The organism is Synechococcus sp. N5 (genome assembly GCF_900473925.1).
Lineage (GTDB): Bacteria > Cyanobacteriota > Cyanobacteriia > PCC-6307 > Cyanobiaceae > Parasynechococcus.
Map to the genome: position 1 here is coordinate 52,821 of NZ_UCNI01000001.1, position 17,800 is coordinate 70,620.

Genomic DNA, 17,800 nt, shown 5'->3' on the forward strand with positions numbered 1-17,800 from the left:
GACGCCATGCGCACCTCCACCGCCCGGGTTGTTCAGCTGGTGCTGCTGATTCTTCTGGCGCTGTTGGTGCTCACCCCGTTGCTCTGGTTGGTGAGCACCTCGCTCAAGGGTCCGGCGGAAGACATCTTCAGCAGTCCGCCGGCGTTGCTGCCCGCCCAGCCGAGCATCGAGGCCTACGTGCGGCTGTTTCAGGACAATCCCCTCACCACCTATCTGCTCAACAGCACCGTGGTGAGTGGCCTGGCGGTGCTGGCCAACCTGCTGTTCTGCTCCCTGGCCGCCTACCCCTTGGCCCGGCTGCGCTTCGCCGGCCGGGGCCTGGTGCTGGGGTTGGTGGTGGCCACGATCCTGATCCCGTTTCAGGTGGTGATGATTCCGCTGTATCTGCTGATGGTGCAGCTGGGCCTGCGCAACACCCTGCTGGCCCTGGTGATTCCGCAAGCCGCCACCGCCTTTGGTCTTTATCTGCTGCGCCAGAGCTTTCTGGGTGTCCCCAAGGAGCTGGAGGAGGCGGCACGCATCGATGGCTGCAGCCGGCTGGGGGAATGGTGGAACGTGATGATTCCTGCCGCCAAAGCCGATCTCATCACCCTGGCGATGTTCGTGTTCATCGGCACCTGGAGTGATTTCCTCTGGCCGCTGGTGATCCTCGATGACCCGTCCCTCTACACCTTGCCTCTGGGGTTGCAGCAGCTCTCCAGCAGCTTTTCGCTCGATTGGCGGATCGTTGCCGCCGGCTCGGTGGTCTCAATCCTGCCGGTGCTGGTCTTGTTCGTGCTCTTGCAGCGCTTCATACTTCCCAACGCCAGCGGGGATGCGGTGAAGGGATGAAGCGGCCGAGGTGCGCATGGCCGAGAAGGCATCCATGCGTTCCTGCATCACACCCATCTGTTGGCTGAGCAGCTCACTGTGGGCGCGGTTCGGTGTGCGCTCCTCCAGTTGATCGATCCGCTCCTGCAGCGCATGGATGCGTTGGTTGTGCTGCCGCAAACCCTGCAGCAGGGTCACCACCAGCACACTCACCAGTGCCAGGCTGCAGCAGCTGATCAGTTTCAACAGCATGCAACCTCCCCACTTGGGCCGATGCTGACTTGAGTGGGAGCACGCAACAAGTGGTGCAGGGATGTCTCTCGAGGATCTGGATCGGTTTCTCACACTTCGCGACAGCGACCCTGATCTGGCCAAGGCCCTCGCGCAGCCCATGGATCTTGAGCGGTTTCTCGGGCTCGCAGCCGAGCACGGCTTTGCCCTGAGTGAGGCGGATGTCTTCGCGGCACAGCAGCGTGAACACCATGCGCGAACGGCAGCTGAGCTTCAGCAGGATCAAGCCGCCGAATCACGCCGCCTGCGCAATTTCATCCACGGCTGATCACCACCACGTTTCAGTTCACAGATCAGTTCACGCAACCTGTCACTGATCCAGCTTCACCACGTCCGGTGTTTCCCCGAGCACTTTGCCGATCGAAAGGGCGTGGTTCACGGCACTATCGTGGCTGTGAAAGATCCAGGCTTTGTCGAGGGATGTTTGGCTCTCGATGCGTTGGTCCACGGCATTGATGCCGAGGTAGCCGCCCTCCGAGCAGGGCCGCAGCACATAGCGTTCGGCGTACTTGCTGAGCATCGGCTGAGCGGGCTATTTCTTCTCGCTAGCGATGCGGTTGCGCGGCTTTCGTCGTTCTGCGGAATTGCTTTCACTTTTCTTCTTTGAGGGTTAAGAGGGTTTGTTGTTGCCAGCCCAACCCCATCGGTGCAGCGAAGCGGCTTTGATGCCCGCCCTCCCGGAACCAGGGGGTGCTGAGGGCCTCGATCTCCACTTCGTCCGGGTTGAGCGACCAGGTGTCCTGCAGGTAGCGGCGCAGCTGCTCCGGCTCGGGCGGATGGGGTTGTTGCCAGTGCACCACGGCCAACTGCCCCGGCCGTGAGCGGAGAATCGCCAGGCGGTGATTCGGATCACCATCGTTGGCTGGCTGAATCGATTCCTCCAGCCGCTCATCGCAGACGTAGAGCCGCAGAGGAGCACTGCCATCGGCCTGGGGAAGTGGATATTTGTTGAGATACAGGGCCCGTGCTTTTTGAAACGCTGCCCCCGGAGCCTTCACAATCAAGGCGTTGTAGGCCTGCTGCAGCTGTTCACTCATGCCCTTTGCGTCCCGTTGCTGGCTCCAGTGTGGGAATGCCATCGGGTCAGGACCATGGGAAGATGGTGACACTTCCGGGATTGGACTGCGATGGCCAAGCATCGCTCCCGCTACCGGTTGGTTGGCCTCGACGGTCAGCCGCATCCGGTGCTCGACGCCCCTTACGACACGTTGGAACTGGCCCTCGCTGATGCCAGCGATTGGTGCACGGGACAAGGGTCCCGCTGTCCCATGGGTCAGCAGGGCATTGCGGTTGAAGTGCGAACCGACAGCGGCAGTTGGCGCACCATCGACTACCCCGTCAGTTGCTTGAGCCGATCCAGTGCGATGGCGGGCTGATGTGGGTCAGTGTTGATCTTTGCGTGGTGCCGATCGGTGTGGGCGTCAGCCTTTCGCCCTACATCGCCGCCTGTGAGCGGGTGATCGCCGCCACGGGCCTGACCCACCAGCTGGGTCCCAATGGCACAGCGATCGAAGGCCCATGGGACGAGGTGATGGACTGTGTGCGCGCGTGTCATGCCGAGTTGCACGGCATGGGAGCCCCGCGTCTTTACACAACGCTCAAGCTCAACACCCGCACCGATCGGCAGCAGTCGTTTGCTGAGAAGGTCACGTCCGTGGAGCAGCTGCTTGACGACTGAAAATCTGTAGAACTTCGGTGGGAATCAAGCCGGCTTGAGCCGATCTTGAGACCAATGAGATTGTTCTGTGGTCCCTGGCTTGATGGGTCGCCGTTTCAGGGCTGCGCTGTTGGTTCTGCTGGTGTTGCAGCTCACGGGCAGTGCTGTTCAAGCCTCAACCTGGGATCGCATCGCCAGTTACCTGCGGCTGCTGCAGCGGGCGGGCGTGAAGACCCTGGTGGCACCCGACTGCTCTTTGGGCTTGCTTGGGGCCTTCCATGAGGGCAAGCAGGCCCTGTTGATGTGCGGCAACAACCTGCCTGACGATCCCGCCGTGGTTTGGGTGGTGCTGGCCCATGAATCAGCCCATGTGATGCAGTCGTGCCATGGCGGCAACCTGATGCCGGCGGCCTTGCTCAGCCGTGAGGTGGAGCTGGCCCGCCAGCAGGAGCCCAATCCTTTTCACGAGTTGCAGCTCTATCACTCCAGCCAGCATCACGTTGAGGCGGAAGCCCGGCTGATTCAGGCCCTGCCCGCGGAGCAGGTGGTGGCCTTGTTTGAAAAACACTGCGCCCATCGGCTTTCCCCTTGAAGCTGCTGATCCGGGACCCGTGGCTGATGGCGGTCGACAAGCCCGCCGGCCTGCTGAGTCAACCGGGCCTGGGGCCCGAGCAAAGCGATTCCGTGATCACCCGCCTGCAGCAGCAGGACCAAAGCCTGCGCCTGGTTCACCGCCTGGACCGCGACACCTCGGGGGTGCTGCTCTTGGCCCGAAGCGCTGACGCCCTGCGGCGCCTGAGTGCCCTGTTTGCTGAACGCCGGATCAACAAGCTGTATCAGGCGGATGTGGAGGGGGAACTCCATGGTTGCGGTTGCATCGCCAGCCCTTTGGCGCGCCTGTCGCGCCAACCGCCGCGCTACGGCAGCCACCCTGAGGGACGTCTGGCACTAACGATCTGGAGGGTTCACACCGCTGGTGCCCACAGCACGCGGCTCTGGCTGCGTCCGCTCACGGGGCGCTCCCATCAGCTGCGGGCCCATCTGGCCGAACGGGGTCACCCCATCGTGGGCGATCCCATCTATGGGGATGCCGGCCGTTCCTGCCGCTTGCATCTGCATGCCCAGGCTCTGAGCTTTCGCCATCCCTTCACCCAGCAACGCGTCCGTTTGATCGCGCAGGAGGTTCCCTTTGCCACTGAGTGTTGAACTCGTGAGTGCTGAACGTGGACGCTGCGGTCAGCGTCGGGCGGGGATTGGATAGGGGATGCGGCGGTGGCGCATCCGCCGCCACACCTGCACGAAGGCACGAATCACCAGTTCCACTTCGCTGCGGTTGAGGCTGCTTTTGCGCAGTTGTCCATCCCGCTGCCGCGCTTCCACAATCCGCCGCACCGTGTCCACCGCCTGGGCATCGGAGGTGTCGGGGGGGAGTGATCGAAGCGCCGCCTCACATCCGTCGGCCAGCATCAGGATCGCCGTTTCTTTGGAGCGGGGTGCCGGGCCCCGGTAACGGAAGCGGCGCTCCTCAACGGCTCCGCCGCGCTCCTGGGCCTTGTGGAAAAAGTAGCCCATTTTCAAGGTGCCCTGGTGCTCAGGGATGAAATCGGCGATGGGCCGGGGCAGGCGGTGGCGTCGCGCCAGCTTCAGACCCTCATCCACATGGGCTTGAAGCACTGCCGCACTCGCCTGGGGGTCATCCAGCGCGTCGTGGGGATTGGGGCCGTCCTTCTGGTTCTCAATGAACCAGCCCGGTGCATGCAGCTTGCCCACGTCGTGGTACAGCGAGCCGGTCCGGATTAGATCCACATCCGCACCAATTGCCCGCGCCCCTTCCTCCGCCAGGCCGCAGATCATCAGGGTGTGTTCAAAGGTTCCCGGGGCCTCGCAGGAGAGGCGGCGCAGCAGGGGGCGCTCCTGATCAGCCAGTTCCAGCAGCCGCGCCCGGGTGAGTAGGCCAAAGGAGCCCTCGAGCATCGGGATCAGCAGCAGGCTGAACATCAGCAGAACACCGAGCACAAAGGAATCGGTGGCCAGTTCATCCAGGCTTGGGTTCAGATTTCCCCAGAGCCGCAGGCCGGTGATCGGTTGCAGCTGCAGCAGCAGCCACTGCCCCACGAAGGCGCCAATCGGCAGCAGCACCGTGAGTTGCAGCAACTGGCTGCGGCTGCGCTGACGACCTGCGATCAAGGCCCCAGCGGCGGCCACCGTTGCCGCCACGATCAGGCGACCGTCCCCCAAACCCTGGACGGGTTCTGGCCAGAGCAGAGCGGCCACCCCCATCCAGACCAAGCCGCAGCCGGTGCCGAGGCCTTCCGCCAGCACCAGGGTGGGTGCCACCAGCACGGCCAGAGGGCTCACGGAGCTTTTGAACCAGAGCTTGGCTCCCTGCACCAGCAGCAGCAGGCCCACCGCCAGCAGCGCGTGGCGCACCTCCAGGCCAGGCCGTTCACGCCGCATCACCAGCAGCATCAGGGCGCAGGCTGCAGCGGCTTCAACGAACCGTTGGAACCAGATCAACGGTTGGGGTTCGCGGCGCACGCGGCCGAAATAATCCAGCACGTCGTAGGCCTGGGGACTGATCAGCTCACCCTTGCGGGTGATCAGATCCCCCTTGCGCACCTCGATGGTGGGGATGGCCTGTTTGGTCAGCTGTTCCTCGATCAGCTGTTTGCTCAGGTTCGGGTCTGTGCGCAGGTTGGTGCTGCCGCGCATGGCGCTGGTGAGCACCTTGCCGGCCAGGGTGCGCGCCGCCTCTGGCTGCAGGGCAACCGCCTTGAGTTGCTGGTCGGCGGCCTTGCGCAATTGCTCAATGGCCAGGTTGCTCACAAGCCCTTGGCTGAGCATGCGATCAGCGGTGCTGCGCACCGCTTTATCCCAGGCCAGATGCTCCCATTCGCTGCGTCGTTCCAGCCACCTTTTCTCTTGATCAGACAGGTTCACCGGCCCGATCCGGTCTCCGGATCCGGTGTTGGTGACCTCCTGCAGTTGCAGCAGTTGTTGCTCGAGCCGTTGTTTGAGTGCTTGGGTCTGCTCCTGATCGATCACCTGCACCACCGATCGAGCCACCAGCGAGGCCCGCTGCTGCTCGAGGGCGGTGCTGTCCTGCACCAGGGCATCCTTTGGAGCGATGGCTTCAAACGGGGCCACTGATCCGGGTTGAAGTTTTGGCTTGATCAGCCAGGGCAGGCTTGAGGCTGCGGCCACGGAAAGGCACAGCAGCAGCACAACAAAGGTTTGCAGTCGCGTCCAGCGCAGAAGGCGTCGCCCTGGGCCTTCGAGCCGCACCCAGTTCCGCCAAAGGCTGCTCAGCCGTGGAACACGAACCAAAATGACCCTGTAGCGGCTTAACGCTAGCTCTCCTCAGAGGGCATGCTGTAGGGAGTGCATGGGAATGCCATGGCCCTGCGTTTGGACGGCAAGGTGCTGGCAAGGGATGTGGAGCATCGTCTTCAAACCCTGATCGAACGGCGTCTGGCTGAGGCGGGGCGACCGCCGGGCTTGGCGGTGCTGCGGGTTGGTGATGATCCCGCCAGCGCCGTCTACGTCGCCAACAAGGAAAAAGCCTGTGCTCGGATCGGGGTGGCCAGCTTTGGTGATCACCTCCCCGGCGACACGCCTCCAGCGCAGGTGCTTCAGACGATTGAACAGCTGAATGCCAACCCTGCAGTGGACGGGATCCTCCTGCAGCTGCCTCTTCCTGCTGGCCTCGATGAGGGGCCGCTGCTGATGGCCATTGATCCTGAAAAGGATGCTGATGGTCTGCACACCCTCAATCTCGGACGGCTGCTCAAGGGGGAGCCGGGTCCGCGCAGCTGCACCCCCGCCGGGGTGATGGCGATGCTGCGCAGCAATGGCATCGATCCTGCGGGCAAGCGCGCCGTGGTGATCGGACGCAGCATTCTCGTGGGGCAGCCGATGGCCTTGATGCTGCAGGCCGCCAACGCCACCGTCACCATCGCCCACTCCCGCACGGCCGATCTGGCGGCCCACACCCGCGAAGCCGACATCCTCGTGGTGGCAGCAGGCCGTCCTGAGTTCATCGGGGCCGAGCACGTGCGGCCGGGAGCTGCGGTGGTGGATGTGGGCATCCACCGCAAGCCGGAAGGCGGCCTGTGCGGGGATGTTCGTGCGGCTGAAGTCGAGTCGATCGCTGCTGCGCTCTCGCCCGTCCCCGGCGGTGTGGGACCGATGACGGTGACGATGCTTCTGGTGAACACCGTTGTGGCTTGGTGCAGACGCCACAACCTTGACCATGATTTGGACGATCTCGTGCCCTGATCGGTTCCATGGCGCTGCACTAGCTGTTCCCCACCCCCGTTCTGCAGGTGGACCTTGAGCCGGATGCCGCCACAGCCGCAGCCATGCAGCAGCAGCTGGAGCAGTTCGATGCCCAGGTGTATCAGCACCCTGAGTTCAGCGATCGCAATAACCTCACCGGAGATCTGCTGGGCCATGCCGGCCTGGATCAGTTGCATCGCATGGATGCGTTCCAGTGGCTGAACGGGCAGTTGGCTGAGCACGTTTCGGCCTACCTCCGTGCGCTGTTGGGCCCGGAGCACGGTCTTGTGGCCCACATCCAGAAGGCCTGGCCTGTGGTGTGTGCGAGGAATGGCGGAACGGTGGATCTGCACAGCCACCGCAACGCCCAGTTGAGCGCGGTGTTCTACGTGTTGACGGATCCTGCGAACGAGAGTGGGGAGCTGGAATTTGAGGCGCCCGACGATTACTTCAGCCATGTGATGGCGATTCCCTACCGCGATGCGGCGGTTTCCGGTGGGGTGTTTGCGCCGTTACTCCACCGTCTTCTGCTGTTCCCTTCGGACCTGCGCCATCGGGTGCTCCTCTATGAGGGAAGCAGCCCCCGCTACTCGGTGTCCTACGACCTGGCCATCATCACGGCGCCGGGCAAGGGACGCGAGATGCGAACACCCCATCCGATGGATTGGGTTCCCCTCGGCAGCTAAGGGCTCGGCCTGAGAGAATCCCGCCAGCCAGGGTCCACCCATGAGCGCCGAGTTCGATTTCAAGGCCTATCTCGGCAAGGCCAAAGAGCGGGTGGAAGCGGCCCTCGATGGATCGCTCGGTCCGGAGCGGCCGGAGTCCCTCAGGGAAGCGATGCGCTATTCGCTGCTTGCCGGTGGCAAGCGCCTGCGCCCGATTCTCTGCCTTGCCGCCTGCGAGCTGGCGGGCGGGGAAGCGACGCAGGCCCTGCCCACGGCGGTGGCGCTGGAAATGATCCACACCATGTCGTTGATCCATGACGACCTGCCGGCCATGGATGACGACGACCTGCGCCGTGGTCGTCCCACCAACCACAAGGTGTACGGCGAAGCCGTGGCCATCCTTGCCGGTGATGCCCTGTTGACCCGCGCCTTCGAAATGGTGGCGCTGCGCAGTCCGGATGTGCCGGCTGAGCGTCTGCTCAAGGTGGTGGGAGAACTGTCGTTGGTGGCCGGCGCCCCTGGCCTGGTGGGCGGCCAGGTGGTGGATCTGGAAAGCGAAGGCAAGGAGGTGGATCTTGAAACCCTCGAATACATCCACCTCCACAAAACCGGAGCCCTGTTGAGTGCCTGTGTGATCACCGGGGCGATGATCGGCGGCGCCGATGAGGCGCTGATCAAGGCCCTGCGCACCTACGCCAGGGGGATCGGCCTCGCCTTCCAGATCATCGACGACATCCTCGATATCACCGCCAGCAGCGAGGTGCTCGGCAAAACCGCCGGCAAGGACCTCATCGCCGACAAGACCACCTATCCCAAGCTTCTCGGGCTCGACGAGTCCCGCCGTCGGGCCGATGCGTTGGTCAATGAAGCGAAAGAGGCGCTTCAACCCTGGGCTGAGAAGGCGATTCCCCTGCTGGCCTTGGCTGACTTCATCACCAGCCGCGACCGATGATCGACGCCACGCCCTCCCATGCGGTGCTGCGGGAGTTCTTCGACAACAGTTCGCTCACCTGGGGCCTGATGGCCTGTGGCGTCGCCCAGCTCTCGAAATTGTTTCTTGAGTTGCTTCTGCATCGCCGTTGGCGTCCGGCGGTGCTGATCGAAACCGGCGGCATGCCGTCGAGCCACTCCGCTCTGGTCACCGGTACGGCGGCCTGTGTGGGTTGGACTCTTGGTTTTGATCACCCCCTCTTCGCCCTTGCAGCGATGGTGGCGTTCGTGGTCATGTACGACGCCAGTGGCATTCGTCGCGCTGCTGGCCTGACGGCGGAACGGGTCAATGGTCTGCCTGATTCGCTCTGGCCGGACGCTCCGGAGAAACCCCTCAAGGAAAGCTTGGGTCACAGTCGGCTGCAGGTGCTGGTGGGCAGCTTGATGGGGCCCGCCATTGCTCTGCCCGGTTTGGAGTTTGTGGGATCACCGCTGCATCTGGTGGCTCGTCTTGGAGCTGGGCTGGGGTGACCGCTGCTGCGGACCTCACCGCTGATCAGCAGGCAGCGGCTGACGCCTTTGCGGCCTGGCTCAAGCAGCCCGTGGATGGCACGCCCTTCGTGCTCAATGGTTTTGCCGGCAGCGGCAAGACCTTCCTCTCCATGCGCTTGCTGCGCCAGGTGGAGGCCAGTGGTTTGTGCTGGACCGTCGTGGCACCGACCCATAAAGCGGTGGGCGTTCTACGCCAGGCGTTGGAGTTGGAGGGTCTCCAACCCACCTGGTACCCCTCCACCATTCATCGCTTGCTGCGGCTCAAGCTCAAGCGCTCCGCCGACGCTGAACTCTGTGAACCCACCGAGCAGACGGCCATGGCCCTGGAGAACCTGGGCCTGGTGCTGATTGATGAAGCCTCGATGGTGGACAGCACCCTGTTGGGCATTGCCCTCCAGTGCGCCCATCCGTTCAAGACTCGTCTGGTGTTCGTCGGCGACCCCGCCCAGTTGCCTCCGGTGGGTGAGCCGAACAGCCCCGTGTTTGCGATGCAACGGTCCTGTTCCGCCAGCTTGACCCAGGTGGTGCGGCATCAAGGCCCGGTGCTGCAGTTGGCGGCGGGGCTGCGGGAGGGGCGCCTGCCCTGCCAGATGCCGCCGCTGCTGCCGCCGATTCGTTCCCCGCAGGGGCAGGTGCGCAGCCTGGTGCAACGGGAGTGGCTGGATCAGGCCCGGCGTGCCTTGCGGGAGGCTTCGGTGCAAGACAACCCCGATGCAGCACGCATCCTCTGCTACACCAACCGCACCTTGGATCGTTTGGTGCCCCATGCCCGACGGGCCATCCATGGGGAGATGGCGGATCAGATGCCGGTGCTGCCCGGTGAGGTGTTGATCAGTCGCACCGCGGTGATGGCCCCGGCCTCAAGGGATGGCGAAGAGGCCGGTGAAGAACCCGACATGGTGCTGGGCTCCAACCGCGAAGTGACGGTACGGGACGTCAAGCCGGAGGCCTGTGATCTGGCGGATTTCGGCCTCTCCTCCGCCGATGGGCCTGTGCCCGTGATCGAGACCCTCTCCGCATCGGTGAATGCGGGGGACCTGGAGCTCACCCTGCGCCTGCAGCCGCCGATTGGCAGCTCCGGTCGGCAGGAGCTCGATGCGGTGATGCAGCGGCTGCGCAAGCAGGCCCGTGATGCCGGCAAGAAAAACGGTCGCGCGATCTGGCGGCAGTACTTCCTGATTCGCGATGCTTTCGCTTCCCTGGGGCCGGCGGCGGTGCTCACGGTGCACCGCAGTCAGGGCAGCAGTTTCGGGGATGTTTTTGTGGCGCCGGATGTGTTCCGGGCCGATCCAGCCATCCGCCAGCAGCTCTGTTACGTGGCTGTGTCCCGGGCCCGCACGGGGGTTTGGTTGCTCGGCGGGGTGACGTCGTCTGATCTGCGCGCTACCTGGCAGCGCGAATTCGACACCACGCGGGATTCCGAGTGAATCAGTTGATCATCAAACCGCTGATGCCCTGCCAGCCCAGATAGGAGCCCAGTCCGAAGCTGAGGCTGCCCACCACCAGCTCCCCCCGGCGCAGTAGGGCCGTTTTGCCGCGTTGCAGCAGTGGAAGAACCCGCTCGCGTCCGATCAACACGGCCAGGAACGGAACCAGCAGCAGGGCAGTGGCGGCGGTGCTGAAGCCGATGCTGCAGGCAATCTCCTTCTGCAGGGGCAGTTGCGCAGCCAGGATCACGGCGGCGCTTTTGGCGAACAGCAACAGGTCGTCGGGACTGATCACTTCAGTGACGCTGCTGATCAGCAACAGCAGGGGAAGCGGCATCGCGGCGAAACGATCCACGGCGCCGCTCCAGGCGGGGGCTGTGCCGTCATCCAGCCGCCCACAAAAAAGCCACCGCGCCGCAGCGGCGAGCCCCCCAGCAGCAGCAACAGCAGCAGAACGATGTGGATGGGCGACAGCGCCACGCCAAGCCCGTAGGTCAGCAGTTCCGTCCAGATCCGGGGTTCCGCCATGGGCCGTGCTCAGAGCTCGCAGCTCAAAGTTGCAGGATCAGGGCCGCCAGGCCGATGCTCACCCCCAAACTCACAACGCCTAGCAGGGCTCTCCAGAAGGCTTTGTCTTTGGTGTCGAGGAAGTTGCTCAAGACATGCCAGGGGCTTTATTCGCCAGTTGTGCCATCTGGCAGCAGGAAAGGAAAGGTGCGATGAATCGGGCGGTGCAGCGACCGCAGCGTTTTGTTGTAGTGCACGCCGGGCACAACGCTGTAGCGGCGACCCAGCACCAGTGCATGGTCCAGATCGGCCTCACAGCTGCGGATGTCGGTCTGCACAGGCCGCGCCTGCGTTGACACCGGTGCAGCGGCGGGAATCAGGGCCGAAAACTGTCCTTCCCTGAGCCGCCAGCTTTGACAGGCGTTGAGGGCTTCTGCCGCGGAATCGAACACCTGCTTGGTGGTTTCCCGTCGCGTGCTCATGGCCTCCATGCCGAGCAGGGGCAGCGCAGTGATCAACAGGACAAATCCGAAGCGGAGCATGCGGCAGGCGCGAAGGTCCTGCTTCAGCCGTAGCGAGATGGGCGGAGCGTGGAGACCTCCTTCCCAATATTTTCGCGTCTATGTCTCAGCGGACTTCCTCCCAGCGCACGTCGTCTCAGTAGCGCACTTCGAACCAGTCGTCGCCCGTGACCGGGAGCTGGCTGGGGGTCACCCGAACCACCCGGGCGCCCGGCGGCCCGACCTCACACCAGGCCCGCAGTTCAGACAAGGCCAGCGGTGGGCCTTCGGCCTGCACTTCCACACGGCCATCACTCAGGTTCCGCACCCAGCCGCTGATGCCGAGATCCAGGGCGCGCCGATTGCAGCTGGCGCGGAACCCCACCCGCTGAACGCGACCTTCGATCACCCAGCGCCAGCGTTCGGAGAAGGGTTGGACCCGCGGGGGCTGCTGGCGGCTGATGAAGCGTTTGGCGATCTTCTCTCCCCGGATTCGAGCGCGGCGCGCCATCGGGAGCAGATCGTCGTAGAGCTTGCCCAGTGCAGGTGAACCCAGCTCGCGTGAACCGTCTGATCGACCCATCCTTCCGAATGTCGATGGACTTTCCATCCCTCAATGTCCCACAGCACTGACCTGTCGGAGGACGGCCGGTTGGTGTGCAGTTCCCAGCGGTGAAATTCATGGCCCACCAGCTGCTGACCGCTCTCCACCACAGGGCTGTCCCGCCGCGCCTGCAGCCGGCGATAGCCCACCTGCAGCGGGCCGCGCTGGGCTGTGAAGGGAAGCAGGCCCGCCATGGGGTGGCTGGTGCCATCGAGGTCGGTCAGCTGCTCTCCGAGCACAAGCATCCCGCCGCATTCGGCGTAGAGCGGTCGCTGCTGCACGAAAGCCCTCAGCGAGCCCAGGCTTCGCGTGCAGCTGCTGAGCTGGGCAGCGTGCTGTTCGGGGAAACCGCCCGGCAGGATCAGGCCCTTGGCGTCTGCAGGGATGGCCTCATCGGCCAGGGGGCTCCAGCGGAGCACGGGCATGCCCATGTGCTCCAGCAGTTCACTGGTTTCCTGGTAGCGGAAGTGAAAGGCGGCATCACTTGCCAAAGCCACCGGCAGGGGCTGGCCCTGCTCCACGGGGATGCTGGCCAGGGGATGCGGCCCGGGGCGGGGCGCCTGCAGCAGGGGCACCAGGCGTTCCAGGTTCAGGTGCTGGCTGGCAAGAGCGGCCCAGGCCTGGTGTCGCTGCTCGGGGGCCTCCAATTCATGGGCCGGGACCAAGCCGAGATGCCGGCCCGGCAGGGCCAGGGCTTCGCTGCGCGGCAGGCAGCCCAGCAACGGCATCTCCATGCACTCCAGCACGTTGGCCAGCAGCTCCCGGTGCCTGGGGCTGCTGACCTTGTTGAGCACCACTCCGGCGATGCGCAGCTGGGGATCGTGATCGCGGAATCCGCGCACGATGGCGCCGAGGGAGGCGGCCTGACCACCGGCATCCAGCACCAGCACCACCGGCAGGTCCAGCAGGCGGGCCACGTCGGCCGTGCTTCCGGTTGTACTGCTGCCGATGCCATCGAAGAGCCCCATCACCCCTTCCACGAGGGTCAGCTCAGAGGCACCGCCGTAACCGTGAAAGGCCTGGCGAACCCAGGCTTCTCCGCAGAGATTGAGATCGAGGTTGCGACAGGCCTGCCCCGAGGCCTGGCTGAGCAGCTGGGAATCGAGATAGTCCGGCCCCACCTTGAAGGCCTGGATCCGGCGTTCGTTCTGCTGGGCCCAGCTCAAAAGCGCCAGGCTCAACAGGGTTTTGCCGCTGCCACTGGCTGGTGCAGCGATGACAGCGGCCATGGCTCAGATGCGGATCAGCCCAGCAGCCTGGCAGCCAGCGGAGCCGCAGCGGCCAGCAGGGGATTGGTGCTGTCGTGACCGCCGCCCAGCAGGCGGGCCACATCCATTTCAGGGGTGTCGTGCTGCACGGGAACAACTTCCTCATGCAGCTCGAGGTTGGCCATGCCTCCCCCCTCCAAACGCATGCAGCCCCCGGATTCAGCGCAGAGAATCACGCACACCCCCTGGCCGTTCTCCGGTTCAGCGATCAGCCGCAGTCCCACCATCTGGCCGGCGTGCACGTTGGGCTGAGCGACTGGCACGGCCATCAGTTGGAAGCGCACCTCGTTGCCATCGGAGCGCTTGAACTGGGCGGTGGTGCCGTTTTCGACCGCAGCGGTCGAGAGCAGCGTCCAGCCCAGTCGATCGGCGATCCAGGCGGCCAGTAGCAGCCCCTGGGCAGGGTGATGGCCCTCAACGTCGATGTCGAGACGGGTGATGTGGCTGAGGGCATCACGCCGTTGCGGCGGGTCGAACACCATGGCCAGGGTCTCGCGCCAACTGCGCAGGCGCAGCCAGTTGAGATCGTTCACCGCCTGGCCGCTCTCCACGCGGTGACGCAGAAGCTCAAGGCACTGATGTGGATCCCCCAACGCGGTGTCGATGATCAGGCGTCGTGGTGCGCTGGTGAGCCGTTGCATCAGCTCCGGTGCTTCGTCGATGCACCCGTTCCACCAGACCCAGGCCGGCATCGATTCCGGCAGCAGGGGGTCGAGAATCGAAAGGCCCTCATGCAGGGCGCCATGGCCGCCCCGCAGCACCACCACATCGCCGCAGGCGGCGGTACCACCGCCTTCTTCAGGCAGCGGGCAGTAGGCGGCCACGAGTGTTTCCAGGGGCTGGGCCGCATCGATGGTGGGCGCCAGGGTGATCAGGCGCCGGGGCATCAGTGCACTCAGGGCCGGATCGATGTACTGCCCCCGCAGGTCTTCGGCGTTCGCTTGCCCTTCCAAATCAGCCACCGCCTTCACCACAGCCCCATCCAGGGGCGGTGTGCTCAGGGTAAGGTCGGCATCCAGCACCGCCTGGCGGCCCGCAGCGATCAAGGGGGCGGACTGCTGTCCCGTGATCGGGCCTGATAAACGACCACTGCGGATCAGTTGCTGCTCGGCCCAGGCAGGTTGCCAGATCAGCAGGCAGAAGGTGTTGGCCCCGGTGCCCGTGCTGCCCTGCTGCTCGGGGGACCAGAGCTGTTCGAGGTAGTGGGGCACCTCCGCCGGTGCCAGTTCAAGCGGGGTTTGCAGGGTGAGCTGAGGGGACATGGTGACGGATGAACGAGACGTGGAGAGCTGAACAACAGGGCTGTGAACGTGCGCGGTCAGGGGCGTCGCCAGAGCAGTCCATCCTTCGCCAGCAGGGCATCCGCGGCGGCCGGTCCCCAGGTGCGGGATTCGTAGGGATGAACCGGAAGCTGCCAGGGACTGTCTTCAATCAGTTCCAGCAGCGGGGTGTAGAGCCGCCATGCCGCTTCCACCTCATCGCTGCGGGTGAACAGGGTGGGATCGCTGAGCATGGCGTCAGCCAGGAGCCGCACATAGCCCTCATCGGAGGGTTCCCCGAAGGATTCGTCGTAGGAGAACTCCATGTCGATCGGGCGGCTGCGCATGCCAGATCCGGGTGACTTCACCTCGAAGCGGAATTCGGCCCCCTCATCCGGTTGGATGCGCAGGATCAGCTGATTGGCCGTGGGGCCTCCGGTGGCTGCATCAAACAGATGCACCGGTGCTTCACGGAAGGTGAGCACCACCTCACTGGTGCGCTTGGCCAGCCGTTTGCCGGTGCGCACGTAGAACGGGACCCCCTGCCAGCGCCAGTTGTCGATGAACAGCTTCATCGCCACGTAGGTCTCGGTGGTGCTGTTGGGATCCACGCCGGGTTCATGGCGGTATCCGGCCAGGGGCGATTCCGCCGAACCACCGGGTCCGTACTGGCCACGGATGCAGCAGTTCCAGGGTTCGAGCTCATCGGCCAGGCGGGCGGCCTGGAGCACCTTGGCCTTTTCGTTGCGGATGGCCTCCGGGTCAAAGCGCCCTGGAGGTTCCATGGCAGTGATCGCCAGCATCTGGGTCAGGTGGTTCTGCACCATGTCCCGTAGGGCTCCGGCCGATTCGTAGTACCCGGCCCGTTCCTCCACGCCAACCGTTTCAGCGGCGGTGATCTGAACACTGGAGATGTAATTGCGGTTCCAGAGCGGCTCGAAGATCGTGTTGGCGAACCGCAGAACCATGATGTTCTGGACGGTTTCCTTGCCCAGGTAATGGTCGATGCGAAAGATTTGGTTCTCCTGACCGCAAGCCTGCACCACGCGATTGAGGGCCTGGGCACTGCCGTAGTCGCGTCCGAAGGGCTTTTCGATCACCACCCGGCTGCGTTTGGGGTCCTTCAACAGGCCAGCGTCGGCCAGTGAACGGCAGCCACTGCCATAGAACTTGGGGGAGACGGAAAGATAAAAGGTGCGGTTGCCGCGGGTGGCGCACTGTTGATCGATCTGCTCGAGCCTGGTGTGCAGGCTCAGCATGTGATCGGTGTTCTGTAGGTCGACCGGCTCGTAGAACAACTTGCCCACGAACTGCTCCCAGGCCTGGGGATCGTCCTCGATCGTGCTGGCCAGTGCCTCCGCCATCTTTCCGCGGAACTCCTCGTCACTCCACGGCCGTCGCGCACAGCCCAGCAGGGCGAACTCACTGGGCAGACGCCGTTGCTTGAACAGTTCAAACAGGGCTGGCACCAGCTTGCGGTGGGTCAGATCACCACTGGCGCCGAAGATCACCAGACACTGCGGCGCGATCACGCGCTCCTGACGCAGTCCAACCCTGAGGGGGTTCGTCATCGTGGCAACCATGGAGTGTCCAGGCTTCTGACGATGGTTTAGGCACGGAAATGGCAACAGACATGGACTCGCCGCTTTGTTTCCGTGTTGGCGTCAGCCTTTGTTGCCAACCCCAAAAAAAAGTCCACCCCTCGGGGTGGACTGAAAACGATCGTTGGCTGATGGATCAGCGCTTGATCGATCAATAGGTTTCAACGTGCCAGCGGTCAGCCTTTTTGAGCTGGGGACGCAGTTCGGCCCAGTCGAGCCCCTTTGCAGCCGCGGCGGCGGTCATGGCTTCGTCGATGCCCGGCTCCATACCGCGCAGACCGCACATGTACACGTGGGTCTTGGGGTCTTCGATCATCGCGAAGATCTCTTCAGCGTGCTCCAGAACGCGGTCCTGGATGTACATCCGGCCGCCCTTGGCGTTCTGCTGTTCCCGGCTGATCGCCTTGGTGTAGCGGAAGTTGTCGGGATACTCCTTCTCGTAGTGGAGGAAGTCCTCGTCGTAGAGCAGGTTGGCGGTTTTGGGTGCGCCCATGAACAGCCAGGCTTTGCCGCGGAATTTCCAGCCGTTGGCCTCCTGTTCACGGGGCTCAAACATGCGACGCAGGTAGGTGCGCATCGGAGCGATGCCAGTGCCCGTCGCCAGCATGATGATGTTGGCGTCCTCGTCGTCAGGCAGGAGCATCTCCTTGCCGACCGGACCGGTGATCTTCACCTTGGTGCCGGGTTCGATGTCGCACAGGTAGGTGGAGCAGACGCCATAGATCTGCTCACCGGCGTCGTTCTTGTACTCGAGCTGGCGAACGCAGAGGGAGACGGTGTTGCCCTCCAGGTTGTCGCCATGGCGGGTGCTGGCGATGGAGTACAGGCGCAGCTTGTGGGGCTTGCCGTTGGCGTCTTCCCCTTCGGGAATGATGCCGATGCTCTGGCCTTCGATGTACTTCAGCTGCGGGTCGCCGCCGGCCAGATCAAAGGTGATGTGCTGCACACGGCCGATCGCACCGTCCTTCAGCAGGGAGTAGTTCTCCGTCACCGTCCCCATAAACGGTGTTTTGGGCTTGTAGGTGTTGACCGGAACGTCGGCGTGGGGCTTCTTCTTCGGGGCGCTTGACGTCACAGCTTTCTTGGCGGTTTTTTTGGCGGGTTGTTTGGCAGGTGCCGGGGTGGCGACAGCGGGAGCGGCGGAACGCTCTTCGCCCGCACCATTCACAGAAACGATCTTGGCGCCCGTGGCCCCCAATCGTTTGAAAAGTGCGGAAAACTGGTTCATTGCAACGGTGTAGGTCTGAACCACGGACGGTTTGGCGCCGACCTGGGGACCACGAGCCACAACAGTGAACAGAGCTTCATTGCAGTGCTCTGTCGCTGCATTGGACACCCGCATAGAAATCACCTGCCTTTGGTGGCGCGACTATAGGCGTGGCCTTTGATTTCACACAAAAAGGTTGCTGTTCGGAACAGAATCTGATGTGATCCGGGCGACCTCATTAAGA

Annotated in this window: 21 protein-coding genes and 1 pseudogene; 11 read left to right on the forward strand and 11 right to left on the reverse strand. The window is 64.0% G+C overall.

The features are described 5' to 3' along the window. The first annotated feature begins 6 nt into the window (after window positions 1-6). Window positions 7-831, forward strand: coding sequence for a carbohydrate ABC transporter permease (locus DXY03_RS00275; RefSeq protein ID WP_115008643.1), 825 nt, complete (start codon window positions 7-9; stop codon window positions 829-831). Here the strand turns inward: DXY03_RS00275 and DXY03_RS11755 are convergent. After that, window positions 748-1,062 carry a hypothetical protein gene (locus tag DXY03_RS11755; RefSeq protein WP_136987600.1) on the reverse strand — a complete coding sequence of 105 codons (315 nt, stop codon included), beginning with the start codon at window positions 1,060-1,062 and terminating at the stop codon, window positions 748-750. The genes DXY03_RS00275 and DXY03_RS11755 overlap by 84 nt on opposite strands. A 61-nt stretch (window positions 1,063-1,123) precedes the next feature. On the opposite strand from DXY03_RS11755, the gene DXY03_RS00285 reads away from it, so the two are divergent. After that, window positions 1,124-1,369 carry a Nif11-like leader peptide family natural product precursor gene (locus tag DXY03_RS00285; RefSeq protein WP_115008645.1) on the forward strand — a complete coding sequence of 82 codons (246 nt, stop codon included), beginning with the start codon at window positions 1,124-1,126 and terminating at the stop codon, window positions 1,367-1,369. Between the two features lie 42 nt (window positions 1,370-1,411). On the opposite strand, the gene DXY03_RS00290 is transcribed toward DXY03_RS00285, so the two are convergent. After that, on the reverse strand, window positions 1,412-1,621 hold the full coding sequence (locus DXY03_RS00290; protein ID WP_115008646.1) for a hypothetical protein: 210 nt from the start codon (window positions 1,619-1,621) through the stop codon (window positions 1,412-1,414). Window positions 1,622-1,691: 70 nt separating this feature from the next. Then, window positions 1,692-2,180: a hypothetical protein gene (locus DXY03_RS00295; protein WP_244272155.1), complete on the reverse strand. Its 489-nt coding sequence runs from the start codon at window positions 2,178-2,180 to the stop codon at window positions 1,692-1,694. 48 nt (window positions 2,181-2,228) lie between these two features. On the opposite strand from DXY03_RS00295, the gene DXY03_RS00300 reads away from it, so the two are divergent. The 4 genes from DXY03_RS00300 (at window position 2,229) to DXY03_RS00315 (ending at window position 3,964) form a co-directional block, all read left to right on the forward strand. Continuing rightward, window positions 2,229-2,477, forward strand: a complete 249-nt coding sequence (locus DXY03_RS00300; protein ID WP_115008648.1) for a hypothetical protein — start codon at window positions 2,229-2,231, stop codon at window positions 2,475-2,477. Beyond that, the gene (locus DXY03_RS00305; RefSeq protein WP_115008649.1) at window positions 2,477-2,779 is read left to right on the forward strand and encodes an MTH1187 family thiamine-binding protein; all 303 of its coding nucleotides are present in this window, start codon (window positions 2,477-2,479) and stop codon (window positions 2,777-2,779) included. The genes DXY03_RS00300 and DXY03_RS00305 overlap by 1 nt, the downstream gene beginning before the upstream one ends. 82 nt (window positions 2,780-2,861) lie before the next feature. After that, a complete protein-coding gene (locus DXY03_RS00310) occupies window positions 2,862-3,350 on the forward strand; it encodes a hypothetical protein (protein WP_115008650.1) in 489 nt (162 codons plus the stop codon). Window positions 3,351-3,376: 26 nt separating this feature from the next. Next, complete coding sequence (locus DXY03_RS00315; protein ID WP_115009223.1) at window positions 3,377-3,964, forward strand: RluA family pseudouridine synthase; 588 nt, start codon at window positions 3,377-3,379, stop codon at window positions 3,962-3,964. Window positions 3,965-3,994: 30 nt separating this feature from the next. On the opposite strand, the gene DXY03_RS00320 is transcribed toward DXY03_RS00315, so the two are convergent. Continuing rightward, window positions 3,995-6,085 carry an HDIG domain-containing metalloprotein gene (locus DXY03_RS00320; RefSeq protein WP_115008651.1) on the reverse strand — a complete coding sequence of 697 codons (2,091 nt, stop codon included), beginning with the start codon at window positions 6,083-6,085 and terminating at the stop codon, window positions 3,995-3,997. A 69-nt stretch (window positions 6,086-6,154) separates the two neighbouring features. Here DXY03_RS00320 and folD point away from each other — a divergent pair, with 69 nt between their 5' ends. Genes folD through DXY03_RS00345 form a run of 5 tightly spaced genes read left to right on the forward strand, consistent with a single transcriptional unit; the run spans window position 6,155 to window position 10,610 of the window. Further along, window positions 6,155-7,036 carry a bifunctional methylenetetrahydrofolate dehydrogenase/methenyltetrahydrofolate cyclohydrolase FolD gene (gene folD, locus DXY03_RS00325; RefSeq protein ID WP_115008652.1) on the forward strand — a complete coding sequence of 294 codons (882 nt, stop codon included), beginning with the start codon at window positions 6,155-6,157 and terminating at the stop codon, window positions 7,034-7,036. Window positions 7,037-7,059: 23 nt separating this feature from the next. Further along, on the forward strand, window positions 7,060-7,722 hold the full coding sequence (locus DXY03_RS00330) for a TIGR02466 family protein (RefSeq protein ID WP_256377235.1): 663 nt from the start codon (window positions 7,060-7,062) through the stop codon (window positions 7,720-7,722). A gap of 40 nt (window positions 7,723-7,762) precedes the next feature. Then, window positions 7,763-8,653 (forward strand): geranylgeranyl diphosphate synthase CrtE, encoded by an 891-nt coding sequence (crtE, locus tag DXY03_RS00335; RefSeq protein ID WP_115008653.1) that lies wholly within the window; start codon window positions 7,763-7,765, stop codon window positions 8,651-8,653. Next, window positions 8,650-9,162: a divergent PAP2 family protein gene (locus DXY03_RS00340; protein WP_115008654.1), complete on the forward strand. Its 513-nt coding sequence runs from the start codon at window positions 8,650-8,652 to the stop codon at window positions 9,160-9,162. Before crtE ends, DXY03_RS00340 begins: the two co-directional genes overlap by 4 nt. After that, the gene (locus DXY03_RS00345; protein WP_115008655.1) at window positions 9,159-10,610 is read left to right on the forward strand and encodes an AAA family ATPase; all 1,452 of its coding nucleotides are present in this window, start codon (window positions 9,159-9,161) and stop codon (window positions 10,608-10,610) included. The genes DXY03_RS00340 and DXY03_RS00345 overlap by 4 nt, the downstream gene beginning before the upstream one ends. 1 nt (window position 10,611) lies before the next feature. Here the strand turns inward: DXY03_RS00345 and DXY03_RS00350 are convergent. The 7 genes and pseudogenes from DXY03_RS00350 to DXY03_RS00380 all read right to left on the reverse strand — a co-directional run bounded on the left by DXY03_RS00350 (window position 10,612) and on the right by DXY03_RS00380 (window position 17,691). Next, window positions 10,612-11,138 (reverse strand): annotated as a pseudogene (locus tag DXY03_RS00350) (GAP family protein). A gap of 146 nt (window positions 11,139-11,284) precedes the next feature. Beyond that, window positions 11,285-11,659 (reverse strand): hypothetical protein, encoded by a 375-nt coding sequence (locus DXY03_RS00355; protein ID WP_115008656.1) that lies wholly within the window; start codon window positions 11,657-11,659, stop codon window positions 11,285-11,287. Window positions 11,660-11,774: 115 nt separating this feature from the next. Next, window positions 11,775-12,110 (reverse strand): acylphosphatase, encoded by a 336-nt coding sequence (locus tag DXY03_RS00360; RefSeq protein ID WP_371637622.1) that lies wholly within the window; start codon window positions 12,108-12,110, stop codon window positions 11,775-11,777. Further along, a complete protein-coding gene (locus DXY03_RS00365; RefSeq protein WP_115008658.1) occupies window positions 12,023-13,450 on the reverse strand; it encodes a cobyrinate a,c-diamide synthase in 1,428 nt (475 codons plus the stop codon). Before DXY03_RS00365 ends, DXY03_RS00360 begins: the two co-directional genes overlap by 88 nt. 14 nt (window positions 13,451-13,464) lie before the next feature. Then, window positions 13,465-14,751 (reverse strand): glucose-6-phosphate dehydrogenase assembly protein OpcA, encoded by a 1,287-nt coding sequence (locus DXY03_RS00370; protein ID WP_115008659.1) that lies wholly within the window; start codon window positions 14,749-14,751, stop codon window positions 13,465-13,467. Between the two features lie 56 nt (window positions 14,752-14,807). Continuing rightward, a complete protein-coding gene (gene zwf / locus DXY03_RS00375) occupies window positions 14,808-16,331 on the reverse strand; it encodes a glucose-6-phosphate dehydrogenase (RefSeq protein WP_115008660.1) in 1,524 nt (507 codons plus the stop codon). 169 nt (window positions 16,332-16,500) lie between these two features. Beyond that, window positions 16,501-17,691, reverse strand: a complete 1,191-nt coding sequence (locus DXY03_RS00380; RefSeq protein WP_115008661.1) for an FAD-binding oxidoreductase — start codon at window positions 17,689-17,691, stop codon at window positions 16,501-16,503. Window positions 17,692-17,800: the final 109 nt, after the last annotated feature.